This window comes from Catellatospora paridis (genome assembly GCF_009720365.1).
Lineage (GTDB): Bacteria > Actinomycetota > Actinomycetes > Mycobacteriales > Micromonosporaceae > Catellatospora > Catellatospora paridis.
In genome coordinates this window covers 26,024-39,257 of the sequence record NZ_ML769326.1, presented here as the reverse complement: position 1 = coordinate 39,257, position 13,234 = coordinate 26,024, and the positions used below count along the sequence as shown (strand labels likewise).

Sequence of the window (13,234 nt, the reverse complement as noted above, 5' to 3'; positions counted from 1 at the left end):
CGCCCGTGCGGCGTTGTAGGGAACTAGACTTTCGCCAGGACGCCGATGGCCTTACGGTCCATCCATCGTCATCAAGCGCTGTATTGGAGAAATCGAGTGGCACGTCGCCTGTTCACCTCGGAGTCGGTCACCGAGGGTCACCCGGACAAGATCGCCGACCAGATCAGCGACGGCATCCTGGACGCGCTGCTCGCCCAGGACGCCCGTAGCCGCGTCGCGGTCGAGACGCTGATCACGACGGGGCAGGTGCACGTCGCGGGCGAGGTGACCACCAAGGCGTACGCCGACATCCCGACCATCGTGCGCGACACGATCCTCGGCATCGGCTACGACTCCTCCAAGAAGGGCTTCGACGGCGCGTCCTGCGGCGTGAGCGTGTCGATCGGCTCGCAGTCGCCCGACATCGCGCAGGGCGTCGACAGCGCGCTGGAGCAGCGCTCGGGCGAGGGCGCCGACACGCTCGACGCGCAGGGCGCCGGCGACCAGGGCATGATGTTCGGCTTCGCCTGCTCGGAGACGCCGGAGCTGATGCCGCTGCCGATCGCGCTCGCGCACCGGCTGGCCCGCCGCCTGACCGCGGCCCGCAAGGACGGCGCGATTCCCTACCTGCGCCCCGACGGCAAGACCCAGGTCACCATCGAGTACGACGGCTTCAAGCCGGTGCGGCTCAACACGGTCGTGGTGTCGTCGCAGCACGCGCCGGACATCTCGCTGGAGTCGCTGCTCACTCCCGACGTCCGCGAGCACGTCATCACGCCCGAGCTGGACGGCCTGGGCCTGGACACCGAGGGCTACCGGCTGCTGGTCAACCCGACCGGCCGCTTCGAGATCGGCGGCCCGATGGGCGACGCCGGCCTCACCGGCCGCAAGATCATCGTCGACACCTACGGCGGCTACGCCCGCCACGGCGGCGGCGCGTTCTCCGGCAAGGACCCGTCGAAGGTCGACCGCTCCGCGGCGTACGCCATGCGCTGGGTGGCCAAGAACGTCGTGGCGGCCGGCCTGGCCGAGCGCTGCGAGGTGCAGGTGGCGTACGCCATCGGCAAGGCCAAGCCGGTGAGCCTGTTCGTCGAGACGTTCGGCACCGAGACGGTGTCGGTCGAGCGCATCGAGCGCGCGATCGGCGAGGTTTTCGACCTGCGTCCCGCCGCGATCATCCGCGACCTGGACCTGCTGCGCCCGATCTACCAGCAGACCGCCGCCTACGGCCACTTCGGCCGCGAGCTGCCGGACCTGACCTGGGAGCGCACCGACCGCGTCGCCGACCTCAAGTCCGCCATCAGCTGACCCACTCCGCGCAGCGCCACCGACGTCCAGCCGACACCGGTGACGCGCTCCGCACCCCGCTTTTCATAGACGTTGGCCTATCTGGTTGAGTTCGATCTTCGATTTCTCATCCAGATAGGCCAACGTCTATTTTTGACGCCGGTGGGGCGACGGCGGCAGGGGACACGGGTGCCGGAGGCGAGCGTGGGTGTGCGACGTCGGACGGGTCTGCTAAGACTTCCTGGTGACCCCGCGCCCGAAACGTGATCGTGAGCCGGCCGAGCGCCTGCCCGTCGCGCGGGTGTGCGTCGACGTGCCGCTGCCGCACCTGGACCGCACCTTCGACTACCGGGTGCCGTCCGACCTCGATGTCAAGGCGTGGCCGGGCACCCGGGTGAAGGTGCGCTTCAGCGGCCAGCTCGTCGACGGGTGGCTGCTGGACCGGGTCGAGGACACCGCGCACGAGGGCCGGCTGTCCTGGCTGGAGAAGGTCGTCTCGGCCGAGCCGGTGCTCGACCCGCAGGTGCTGCGCGCGGCCCGCGAGATCGCCGACCGGTACGCGGGCGGCCTCGCCGACGTGTTGCGCCTGGCGGTGCCGCCCCGGCAGGCGAAGGTCGAGGCCGAACCGGCCCCGCCCGCCCCCGAAGGCCTCGTTCCGGAGCCGCCGCACGAGGGCTGGCAGCGTTATCCGGCGGGGGAGGCGTTCCTGCGCGCGCTGGGCGCGGGCCGGGCGCCGCGGGCGGTGTGGTCGGCGCTGCCGGGGGAGCAGTGGCCGGACCGGATCGCCGAAGCCGTCGCCGCGACGCTGCACGCGGGCCGGGGCGCGGTGGTCGTCGTGCCCGACGCCCGCGACCTGGAGCGCCTGGACACCGCCCTGTCCGGCCTACTCGGTCCGGACCGGCACGTGGCGCTGGCCGCCGCGCTGGGGCCCACCGAGCGGTATCGCCGCTTCCTGCGGGCCCGGCGCGGCCAGGTCGCCGCCGTCGTGGGCACCCGGTCGGCGGCGTTCGCCCCGGTGGCGGACCTGGGCCTGGTGGCGATCTGGGACGACGGCGACGATCTGCACGCCGAGCCGCGCTCGCCGTATCCGCACACCCGGCAGGTGCTGCTCACCCGCGCGCAGCAGCAGGACGCCGCGGTGCTGGTGGGCGGGTTCGCGCGGACCGCCGAGGCGCAGCTGCTGCTGGCCACCGGCTGGGCCAAGGAGATCGCCGCGAACCGTGACCAGCTGCGCCGGTACGCGCCGGTGGTGCAGCCCGCCGACGACAACCAGCTGGCCCGGGACCCGGCCGCGGCGTCGGCCCGGCTGCCCAGCGCCGCGTGGCTGGCGGCCCGGGACGCGCTGACCGCCGGTGCGCCGGTGCTGGTGCAGGTGCCGCGGCGGGGGTACGTGCCGGCGGTCTCCTGCCAGGAGTGCCGGGAGCGGGCCCGCTGCGCCCACTGCGCCGGTCCGCTGGCGCTGGGCAGCGCCAACGGGGTGGCCACGTGCCGCTGGTGTGCCCGGCCCGCCGCGGGGTGGGCGTGCCCGGCGTGTGGCGGGCGGCGGCTGCGGGCCGCGGTGACGGGCGTGCGGCGTACCGCGGAGGAACTGGGCCGGGCCTTGCCCGGTGTGCCGGTGCGGACCTCGGGGCGGGACGCGGTGCTGGCCTCGGTGCCCGCGGAGGCGGCGCTGGTGCTGGCCACGCCGGGCGCGGAGCCGGTGGCCGAGGGCGGCTACGGGGCGGTGCTGCTGCTGGACGCCTGGGCGCTGCTGACCCGGGCCGATCTGCGGGCCACCGAGGAGGCGGCCCGGCGCTGGTTCAACGCCGCCGCGCTGGCCCGCCCGGCGGGGCGGGGCGGCAAGGTGGTCGTGGTGGCCGACAGCGGCCTGGCCACGGTGCAGGCGCTGGTCCGCTGGGACCCGGCCTGGCTGGCCGAGCGGGAGCTGGGGGAGCGCCGGGAGCTGGGCTTCCCGCCCGCGGCCCGGATGGCGACGCTGACCGGCCAGGCCGACGCCGTCAACGATCTGCTGGACCTCGCCAAGCTGCCGGAGGGTGTGCAGGTGCTCGGCCCGCTGCCGGTCGGCGAGGACGAGGAGCGGATGCTGCTGCGCACCGGCCGCGCCGGCGGCCTGGCCCTGGCCAAGGCCCTGCACGACGCCGCCGGCGTCCGCAGCCTCCGCAAAGCCGCCCACCCCGTCCGCATCCAACTCGACCCCCACGAGCTCTGACGGCCCGCGCACCCGCCACCGAGACCGTGAAGATCGTCGTTTCGTGTCACTTTGCTGCGGTGGGCCGCACTTCCTTACACGGAACGGCGATCATGCCGGGCGGCCGGGCGGCATCGGCGTCGAGAACAGGACAAAGCCCTCGGCGCGCGACCGATCGTGCAGCCGGGCATGGGGCACTCCGTAGACTGATCAGCACTGCCCTTCGTACGACTCCCGAGGAGAAGACCCCTGTGACCGTCCAGCCCATCCGACTCTTCGGTGATCCGGTGCTGCGCACCGCCGCCGACGAGGTGGTCACCTTCGACAAGGAACTGCGCGGGCTCGTGCGCGACCTGACCGAGACCATGCGCGACGCCGGGGGCGTGGGACTGGCCGCGCCGCAGATCGGCGTCGGGCTGCGGGTGTTCAGCTTCGACGTGGACGACGTCGTCGGCCACCTGATCAACCCGGTGCTGCACTTCCCCGACGAGGAGGAGATGGACGGCGACGAGGGCTGCCTGTCCGTGCCGGGGCTGTACTACGACACCAAGCGCCGCAAGAACGTCATCGCCAAGGGCTTCAACGAGTCCGGCGACGCGCTGCAGATCGTCGGCACCGGGCTGATGTCGCGGTGCATCCAGCACGAGACCGACCACCTCGACGGCGTCATCTTCATCGACCGGCTGGACATGGCCTCGCGCAAGACCGCGCTGCGTGACATCCGCCGCGCCGACTGGTACGACCCGACCCGCACCGTGGTGAAGGTCTCGCCGCACGCCGCGCCGAGCCCGTTCGGTCTGGGGAGGTAGCCCGTGCGCCTGGTCTTCGCCGGCACGCCCGAGGTGGCGCTGCCCTCCCTGGACGCCGTCGCCAAGTCCGGCCACGAGCTGCTGGCCGTGGTCACCCGCCCCGACGCGCCCTCGGGCCGCGGGCGGCGCATGGTGCGCTCGCACGTGGCCGCCTGGGCCGACGAGCGAGGCATCGAGGTGCTCACCCCGGCCCGCCCCCGTGAGCCCGAGTTCCTGGACCGGCTGCGCGAGCTGGCCCCCGACTGCGTGCCGGTCGTCGCGTACGGCGCGCTGGTGCCCCAGGTCGCCCTGGACATCCCGGCGCATGGCTGGGTGAACCTGCACTTCTCGCTGCTGCCCGCGTGGCGTGGCGCGGCCCCGGTGCAGCACTCGGTCTGGCACGGCGACGAGTTCACCGGCGCGTCGGTGTTCCAGCTGGAGGCGGGCCTGGACACCGGGCCGGTGTTCGGCACGCTGACCGAGACGATCCGTCCCCGCGACACCTCCGGCGACCTGCTGGAGCGGCTCGCCGTGGACGGCGCGGGGCTGCTGGTGACGGTGCTCGACGCGATCGGCGCGGGCGCGGCGCGCGCCGTGGCGCAGCCCGCCGACGGCGTCACCCTGGCCCCGAAGATCACCGTCGAGGACGCCGAGGTGCGCTGGGACGAGCCGGCGTTCGCCGTCGACCGGCGGGTGCGCGCCACCACGCCGGGCCCCGGCGCGTGGACGACGTTCCGGGGCGAGCGGGTCAAGCTCGGCCCGGTGCTGCCGGTGGCCGACGGTCCCGCGCTCAAGCCCGGCGATCTGCTCGTCGAGAAGCGCCGGGTGCTGGTCGGCACCGCCACCAGCCCGGTGGAGCTGGGTGAGGTACGTGCCGCGGGCAAGAAGCCCATGTCGGCGGTGGACTGGGCCCGTGGGGTCCGTGTCGAGGGTGAGGACAGTTTTTCGTGACATCGTTCCGCGGGGGCAGCAGCTCCGGTGCGGCCAAGCCGCGCCAGCACGACCGCGACGCCCGGGGCGGGCGCGGGCCACGGGCCGGCCGCCCGGCCCACGACCCGGCCCGGATGGCGGCGTACCAGGCCCTGCTGGCGGTGCACCGCGACGACGCGTACGCGAACCTGGTGCTGCCGGGGCTGCTGCGCGAGGCGGGCCTGGTCGGCCGCGACGCGGCGTTCGCCACCGAGCTGACCTACGGCACGCTGCGCGCCCGGGGCACCCTCGACATGATCATCGCGTCGGCGGCGGACCGGGACATCTCGCGCATCGACCCGCCGGCCCGCGACGCTCTGCGCCTGGGGGCGTACCAGGTGCTGCACACCCGGGTGCCCTCGCACGCCGCCGTCGCCTCCACGGTCGACCTGGTGCACTCGGTCGCGCCCGGCGCGGCCGGCTTCGCCAACGCGGTCATGCGCCGGATCGCCGAGCGCGACCTGGACGCCTGGCTGGCCCAGGTGGCGCCGTCGGAGCAGGACGATCCCGTCGGCCACCTCGCGGTCACCGAGAACCATCCGGAGTGGATCGTACGGGCGTTCCGGGAGGCCCTCGGCGGCGATCTCGCCGAGACCGCCCAGCTGCTCGGCGCGGACAACGACCGGCCCGAGGTGCACCTGTGCGCGCGGCCCGGCCGCGCCGACGCGATCGACCTGGCCGACGCCGTCGGCGGGCAGCCCGGCGCGTTCTCGCCGTACGCCGTCTACCTCGGCGGCGGCTCGCCGGGCGACCTCGTCGAGATCAAGACCGGCCGGGCGCATGTACAGGACGAGGGCAGCCAGCTGGTGGCCAGCGCGCTGATCGACGCCCCGATCGAGGGTCAGGACGAGCGCTGGCTCGACCTGTGCGCCGGTCCCGGCGGCAAGGCGGGCCTGCTGGCCGCGTTGGCCGCCCAGCGCGGCGCGCACCTGACCGCCGTCGAGGTCACCGAGCACCGGGCGAAGATGGTCGCCAACGCGGTGCGCGGCCTGCCCGCGACCGTCGTCTGCACCGACGGTCGCAGCGTCGGCGCGGACCGGGACCTGCCCGCGGGCGGTTTCGACCGGGTGCTGGTGGACGCGCCGTGCACGGGCCTGGGCTCGCTGCGGCGGCGGCCGGAGTCGCGCTGGCGGCGGCAGCCCTCCGACCTCCCGCCGCTGACCAAGCTGCAGCGGGAGCTGATCACCGCCGCGCTGCGGGCGGTGCGCCCCGGCGGGCTGGTGGCCTACGTGACCTGCTCCCCGCACCTGGTGGAGACGCAGGTCAGCGTGACCGAGGCGGTGCGCCGTTCCGGACTGGACGTCGAGTTCGTCGACGCCCGCGCGTCGCTGCCGGCCGGCATGCCCGGCCTCGGCGACGGGCCCACCGTGCAGCTGTGGCCGCACCGCCACGGCACCGACGCCATGTTCCTGGCCCTGCTGCGCCGCAACGCCTGAGGCCACCGCACTGCGGCGGCCGTGGCCGTCGGCACGGTGCGCCGCAAGGGCTGAACGACCCGGATCACCCCTCCTGCCGTGTGACGGCGGGAGGGGGACGGGCAGGCGCACACCGGTTCACGCTCCGTAAGCTGATCGTGTGACGCCCGACATCATCATCGCCCCCAGCATCCTCGCCGCCGACTTTTCGCGGCTCGCCGACGAGGCGCACGCGGTCGAGGGCGCGGCGGACTGGTTGCACGTCGACGTGATGGACAACCACTTCGTGCCGAACCTGACCATCGGTGCGCCCGTGGTGGCGAGCCTGCGGCAGGCCACCGGCATCCCCTTCGACTGCCACCTGATGATCGAGGACCCGAAACGCTGGGCCCCGGCGTACGCGCAGCTCGGCGCGTACAACGTGACGTTCCACGCGGAGGCCTGCGACGATCCGGTGGCGCTGGCCAAGGACCTGCGCGCGGCCGGGACCCGCGCGGGGCTCGCGGTGGACCGCGACACCCCGATCGAGCCGTACCTGGAACTGCTGCCGCACTTCGACACGATCCTGGTGATGACCATCAAGGCGGGCTTCGGCGGCCAGGCCTTCATGCCCGAGATGCTGGACAAGGTGCGCACCGCGCGGCGGCACGTGAACGCGGGCCACCTGGACATCCGCATCGAGGTCGACGGCGGCATCGCGGCCGACACCATCGAGGCCGCGGCGATGGCGGGCGCCGACGCGTTCGTCGCGGGAACAGCGGTGTACGGAGCCGACGATCCGGCGCAGGCCTGTCGTAAACTGCGTGCTCTGGCGGAGGCGGCCCGCGTTCGTCAGACCACATCGGACAGTGGGGGCAGGACAGTTTGACCATCGAGCCGCAGGCAGCCGGCCAGGCCGAATTGATCCTGGTCGTCGACGACGACCCGGACATCGTGCGCGTGGTCGAGGTCAACCTGCGCCTGCACGGGTTCGACGTGATGAGCGCGCACAGCGGTCCGGAGGCGCTGGCACTGCTGGAGCACCGCCGTCCCGATCTGGCCCTGGTCGACCTGATGATGCCCGAAATGGACGGCCTGGAGCTGACCCGGCGGCTGCGCGCCGACCCGATGGTCACCGCGCTGCCCATCATCGTGCTCACCGCCAAGGCGCTCACCTCCGACAAGGTGGCCGGGCTGGCCGCGGGCGCGGACGACTACATCGTCAAGCCGTTCGACACCTCGGAGCTGATCGCGCGGGTGCGCGCCACGCTGCGGCGCAACCAGGAGGCGCGGGAGGTCTCCCCGCTGACCGGGCTGGCGGGCAACACCCGCATCCTGCGCGAGATCGCCGACCGGCTGAAGACGGGCGACGACTACGCCGTCTGCTACGTCGACATCGACCGGTTCAAGAGCGTCAACGACGTGTACGGCTTCGGCCGCGGCGACCAGTTCATCAGCGCGCTGGCCCGGTCGATGCGGCGCGCCACGGTGTCGGTGGGCCTGCCGCCCGCCTTCCTGGGCCACGTCGGCGGAGACGACTTCGTGGTGGTCTGCCACCCCTCCCAGGTGCAGGAGATCACCAGCTACGCGATCTACGACTTCCAGCGGGCCTCCGACGCGCTGTACGACCCGATCGACTCGGCCCGCGGCTACCTCGAGGTGGTCGACCGGCGCGGCGTCGTCTTCGAGGTCAACCTGGTCACCCTGTCCATCGGGGTGGCCCTGTCCACCAGCCGTGTCTTCGGCCACCCCGGCGAGGTCGTCGCGGTCGCGTCCGAGATGAAGGCGGCGGCGAAGAAGAACAAGGGCAACTACGTCGCCCTGGACCAGCGCTCGGACCGCCCGCCCGCGCCCCCGGATCCGGCCGGACCGCTGCCCCGCCGGCGACCCGCCGAGGAGCCCCCGCCGGTGCTGCCGCAGCAGCGCGTCACAGAGAGCGACACCGCCGCCGAAACCGGCCCGCACGCGTGACACACTGGCGTGCCGGTCAGGCACACGTCGCCTGCTGGAGCGGCCGCTCGGTGTCATCCCGCAACGAGGCGGAGGACGGCACCGGCCGAGCATGACACGCAGGGAGGTTTGAGCGGATGGGGCAGTTACCCACGGTCAGCCCGGCCGAGGACAAGGCGATGGCCCGGGCGATCGAGCTCGCCGCGCGCGGCCTGGGCACCACCAGCCCGAACCCGGTCGTCGGCTGCGTGCTGCTGGACTCCGCCGGACACGTCGTCGGCGAGGGCTTCCACGCGTACGCGGGCGGCCCGCACGCCGAGATCGTGGCGCTGGCCCAGGCGGGTGAGAAGGCCCGCGGAGGCACCGCCGTGGTCACCCTGGAGCCGTGCAACCACACCGGGCGCACCGGCCCCTGTGTCCAGGCGCTGATCCGCGCGGGCGTGTCCCGCGTCGTGATCGCCGTGGACGACCCCAACCCGCTGGCCGCGGGCGGCGAGTCGACCCTGCGCGACGCCGGCGTCGAGGTGCTGACCGGGGTGCGCACCGCCGAGGCGGAGGACGGCAACATCGCCTGGCTCACCTCGGTGCGCCGGGGACGGCCCTACGTGATCTGGAAGACCGCGTCCACGCTCGACGGGCGTTCCGCGGCGGCCGACGGCACCAGCATGTGGATCACCTCCGAGGCGGCCCGCATGGACGTGCACCGGCTGCGCGGCACCGTCGACGCGATCATGGTCGGGGTCGGCACCGTGCTCGCCGACGACCCCCGGCTGACCACCCGTGACCTGCGCACCGGCAGCCTGGCCATCCGGCAGCCGCTGCGCGTGGTGATCGACTCGGAGGGGCGTACGCCCACCGGCGCCCGGGTGCGCGACGGCGCCGCGCCGACCCTGATCGCCACCACCGCGCTGCTCGGCGGGGACGACGAGGGCCGGGTGGACCTGCGCGCGGTGCTCAGTGAATTGCACCACCGCGGCATCCGCAGCGTGCTGCTCGAGGGCGGCCCCCGGCTGGCCGGAGCTTTCCTGGCCGCGGGCCTCGTCGACCTGATCATCTCGTACGTGGCGCCGAAGCTGCTCGGCGACGGCCCGGCCGCGCTCGTCGGCGCCGGCGTGACGACCATCACGGACGCCATCGACCTCGAGGTGCTAGATGTTGACCGTGTCGGGCCGGATCTGCGCCTGACCGCCCGTCCGCGCGTGAGCGCGGACAGCGGCACTTTGTGACACGGCCGGACGCCAGTCGCCGGCACGCGAGGAGGAACGAGTGTTCACCGGCATCGTGGAAGAGCTCGGCGAGGTCGTGAGCCTGGCCTGGGAGGGCGACGGGGCCACGGTCACCGTACGCGGCCCGCTGGTCGTCTCCGACGCCAAGCACGGGGACTCGATCTCGGTCAACGGCGTCTGCCTGACCGTCATCTCCACCGCGGGCGACACCTTCGAGACCGAGGTCATGAAGGAGACGTTCGACCGCAGCTCGCTCGGTTCCATCGCCCCGGGCGAGCGGGTGAACCTGGAGCGCGCGGTCACCGCGGCCACCCGCCTGGGCGGGCACATCGTGCAGGGCCACGTGGACGGCGTGGGCACGATCGCCTCGAAGAAGCCCGGCGGCGGCTGGGAAGATGTCCGGATCCTGCTCCCGGAGGGCATGTCCCGGTACATCGTGGAGAAGGGGTCGATCACCGTGGACGGCATCTCGCTGACCGTGGTCGCGGTCGACGACGAGTCCTTCACGGTGAGCCTGATCCCGACCACGCTGGAGCTCACCACGCTCGGCCGCAAGCAGCCCGGCGCGCTGGTGAACCTGGAGGTCGATGTGATCGCCAAGTACGTCGAGAAGCTGGTCGCAGCGCAGCGGGGAGCGAAGTGAACATGGGACTCAATACGATCGAAGACGCGATTGCGGCGATCAAGGCGGGCAAACCGGTCATCGTGGTCGACGACGAGGACCGTGAGAACGAGGGCGATCTGATCTTCGCCGCCGAGCTCGCGACGCCGGAGCTGGTCGCCTTCACCGTGCGCTACACCTCGGGCTACATCTGCGTGGCGATCACCGAGGAGGAGGCGGACCGCCTCGAACTGCCGCCGATGTACTACACCAACCAGGACAGGCGCGGCACCGCGTACTGCGTGACCGTCGACGCCCGCGAGGGCGTGTCCACCGGCATCTCCGCCGCGGACCGCGCGCGCACCCTGCGCCTGCTCGGCGAGGCGGCCACCAAGCCCACCGACCTGGCCCGGCCGGGCCACGTGGTGCCGCTGCGCGCCAAGACCGGCGGCGTGCTGCGCCGCCCCGGGCACACCGAGTCCGGCGTCGACCTCGCCCAGCTGGCGGGCCTGCACCCGGCCGCCGCGATGTGCGAGATGGTCAACGACGACGGCACCATGATGCGCCTGCCCGACCTGCAGCGCTTCGCTGAGGAACACGAGCTGGTGCTGATCAGCATCGCCGACCTCATCGCCTACCGCCGCCGCACCGAGCAGCTGGTCAGCCGGGTCGTCGAGGCCCGCCTGCCCACCGAGTACGGCGAGTTCACCGCCGTCGGCTATCACGCCACGCACGACAACGCCGAGCACGTGGCGCTCGTCTACGGCGAGGTCGGCGACGGCCAGGACGTGCTGGTCCGGGTGCACTCCGAGTGCCTGACCGGCGACGTGTTCGGCTCGGTGCGCTGCGACTGCGGCCCGCAGCTGCAGGCGGCGCTGCGCAAGGTGGCCGAGGAGGGCCGCGGCGTGGTGCTCTACGTGCGCGGGCACGAGGGCCGCGGCATCGGCCTGCTGCACAAGCTGCAGGCCTACCAGCTGCAGGACGCCGGCCGCGACACCGTCGACGCCAACCTCGACCTGGGCCTGCCCGCCGACGCGCGCGACTACGGCACCGGCGCGCAGATCCTCTACGACCTGGGCGTGCGCACCATGCGCCTGCTCACCAACAACCCGGCCAAGCGCGCCGGGCTGGACGGGTACGGGCTGAAGGTGACCGGCCGCGAGGCGCTGCCGATCCGCCCGCACCCGGAGAACCTGCGCTACCTGCGTACCAAGCGCGACCGGATGGGCCATGACCTGGATCTGTCCGGCCTGGACGACCTGGAAGGGCTGAGCTGATGGCCGGTCACGGCGCCCCCGAACTGTCGACCGTGGACGCGACCGGGCTCAGCCTCGGCATCGTCGCCACCCGCTGGCACGCCGACCTCGTCGAGCAGATGCTCGACCGGGCGCAGGCCGCGGCCAAGGCGTGCGGCGTGGCCGACGTGCAGGTCGCCCACGTGGCGGGCTCGGTCGAGCTGCCCGTGGTCGCGCAGGCCCTGGCCCGCCGGCACGACGCGGTGGTGGCCCTCGGCGTGGTGATCCGCGGCGAGACCGCCCACTTCGAGTACGTCAGCTCCTCGGTGACCGAGGGCCTGACCCGCATCGCGCTGGACGAGTCCACCCCGGTCGCGCACGGCGTGCTGACGGTGGACACCGTCGAGCAGGCTCGTGACCGCGCCGGGCTGCCGGAGTCGAGTGAGGACAAAGGGTGGGGCGCGGTGGTAGCCGCGCTCGACGCCGCCGTGACCCTCCGCGCCCTGCAGCGCTGACTTACCGCAAGGAAGGGCACCTTCTTAACGGACGTCCGTTAAGAAGGTGCCCTTCCTTCGGCCTGAACGGCGGGTGGCGACCTTCCGCGAGTGGACGTACACCTTGAGGTATGTCTGCGCTGAGGTTCCGCGTGCTGCTGCCGGTGGCGCTCGTCGCGCTGTCGGCCGCGTGCACCCCCACCACGCCCTCACCGGACCCCACGGGGTCAGCGGCGCCGTCGGCCTCGGCCGCGCCGGGCACCACCGCACCCTCGCCCAGCGCGCCGGGCTCCACCACCGAACCCGCCCCGCCCGCGAACGCCGCCGGGGCGCTGGCCGTCTACTACCTGGCCAACGACCGCGGCGAGCCGAAGCTGGTCCGCGAGTTCCACCGGCTGTCCACCGGCGACGGCTCGGCCGCCGCGAAGGTGAAGGCGGCGGTCGCCGAGATGCTCGACGGCCGCACCGCGTACGACCCCGACTACTCCAGCATGTGGCCCGCCAGCGCCCGGGTGCGCGGGGTGACCGTCGCCGGCGACACCGTCACCGTCGACCTGGCCGGGGCGCGGATCAACGGCGACGCCGGTTCCTTCGCCGCCCATCAGGCGGTGCAGCAGCTGGTGTGGACCGCGACCGCGGTCAGCGGCAAGCCGAAGGTGCGCATCCATCTCGACGGCAAGCCCGTCGACGAACTGTGGGGCCACGTCGGCACGAAGGACCCGCTGCGCCGCGCCCCGGCGGTGGACACGCTGCTGGCGGTGTGGCTCATCGACCCGCAGGAGGGCGCGACGGTGCCCAAGGACTTCACCCTGCACGTCGCGGGCATGGTCTTCGAGGCCACCATGAACTACGAGGTCAGGCGGGGGGCCACGGTGGTCCGCGAGGGTTTCCTCACCCTGGACGCGGGCGGGCCGGCCCAGGGCGAGGCGAAGCTGCGGTTGTCGCTGCCCACCGGCACATACGTGATCGAGGTCTTCGACATCTCGGAGAACGACGGCACGAAGATGTTCATCGACAACCACACCGTCACCGTGAAGTGAACGGCGGTGGGGGCGCGCCGCCGCCCCACCCCTCACACCAACCAAAGCACCAACATGAAGGGTGGAAGAACGGTAAAGCCCCG

11 protein-coding genes and 1 pseudogene are annotated in these 13,234 nt (G+C 73.2%); all 12 read left to right on the top strand.

Features of this window, described 5'->3' with window-relative positions:
- Nucleotides 1-96: 96 nt before the first annotated feature.
- Nucleotides 97-1,287 (top strand): methionine adenosyltransferase, encoded by a 1,191-nt coding sequence (gene metK / locus F9C41_RS28555; RefSeq protein ID WP_155389920.1) that lies wholly within the window; start codon nucleotides 97-99, stop codon nucleotides 1,285-1,287.
- 280 nt (nucleotides 1,288-1,567) lie between these two features.
- The gene (locus tag F9C41_RS28550; RefSeq protein ID WP_155389952.1) at nucleotides 1,568-3,475 is read left to right on the top strand and encodes a primosomal protein N'; all 1,908 of its coding nucleotides are present in this window, start codon (nucleotides 1,568-1,570) and stop codon (nucleotides 3,473-3,475) included.
- Between the two features lie 230 nt (nucleotides 3,476-3,705).
- Entirely contained in the window at nucleotides 3,706-4,263 is a 558-nt protein-coding gene (gene def / locus F9C41_RS28545; protein WP_144128159.1) for a peptide deformylase, read from the top strand.
- Nucleotides 4,264-4,266: 3 nt separating this feature from the next.
- The gene (gene fmt / locus F9C41_RS28540) at nucleotides 4,267-5,193 is read left to right on the top strand and encodes a methionyl-tRNA formyltransferase (protein WP_155389919.1); all 927 of its coding nucleotides are present in this window, start codon (nucleotides 4,267-4,269) and stop codon (nucleotides 5,191-5,193) included.
- A complete protein-coding gene (locus tag F9C41_RS28535; RefSeq protein ID WP_230690090.1) occupies nucleotides 5,190-6,647 on the top strand; it encodes an RsmB/NOP family class I SAM-dependent RNA methyltransferase in 1,458 nt (485 codons plus the stop codon). The genes fmt and F9C41_RS28535 overlap by 4 nt, the downstream gene beginning before the upstream one ends.
- Before the next feature lie 139 nt (nucleotides 6,648-6,786).
- Nucleotides 6,787-7,494 (top strand): ribulose-phosphate 3-epimerase, encoded by a 708-nt coding sequence (gene rpe, locus F9C41_RS28530; RefSeq protein WP_155389918.1) that lies wholly within the window; start codon nucleotides 6,787-6,789, stop codon nucleotides 7,492-7,494.
- A 2-nt stretch (nucleotides 7,495-7,496) separates the two neighbouring features.
- Nucleotides 7,497-8,438, top strand: a pseudogene (locus F9C41_RS28525) (GGDEF domain-containing response regulator); the annotation flags it as partial.
- A gap of 254 nt (nucleotides 8,439-8,692) precedes the next feature.
- Complete coding sequence (gene ribD / locus F9C41_RS28520; protein WP_155389917.1) at nucleotides 8,693-9,781, top strand: bifunctional diaminohydroxyphosphoribosylaminopyrimidine deaminase/5-amino-6-(5-phosphoribosylamino)uracil reductase RibD; 1,089 nt, start codon at nucleotides 8,693-8,695, stop codon at nucleotides 9,779-9,781.
- 40 nt (nucleotides 9,782-9,821) lie between these two features.
- Nucleotides 9,822-10,424 (top strand): riboflavin synthase, encoded by a 603-nt coding sequence (locus F9C41_RS28515; protein WP_155389916.1) that lies wholly within the window; start codon nucleotides 9,822-9,824, stop codon nucleotides 10,422-10,424.
- 2 nt (nucleotides 10,425-10,426) lie between these two features.
- The gene (locus F9C41_RS28510) at nucleotides 10,427-11,659 is read left to right on the top strand and encodes a bifunctional 3,4-dihydroxy-2-butanone-4-phosphate synthase/GTP cyclohydrolase II (protein WP_155389915.1); all 1,233 of its coding nucleotides are present in this window, start codon (nucleotides 10,427-10,429) and stop codon (nucleotides 11,657-11,659) included.
- Complete coding sequence (ribH, locus tag F9C41_RS28505; protein ID WP_155389914.1) at nucleotides 11,659-12,132, top strand: 6,7-dimethyl-8-ribityllumazine synthase; 474 nt, start codon at nucleotides 11,659-11,661, stop codon at nucleotides 12,130-12,132. Before F9C41_RS28510 ends, ribH begins: the two co-directional genes overlap by 1 nt.
- A gap of 110 nt (nucleotides 12,133-12,242) precedes the next feature.
- On the top strand, nucleotides 12,243-13,151 hold the full coding sequence (locus tag F9C41_RS28500; protein WP_155389913.1) for a GerMN domain-containing protein: 909 nt from the start codon (nucleotides 12,243-12,245) through the stop codon (nucleotides 13,149-13,151).
- The last annotated feature ends 83 nt before the right edge of the window (nucleotides 13,152-13,234 follow it).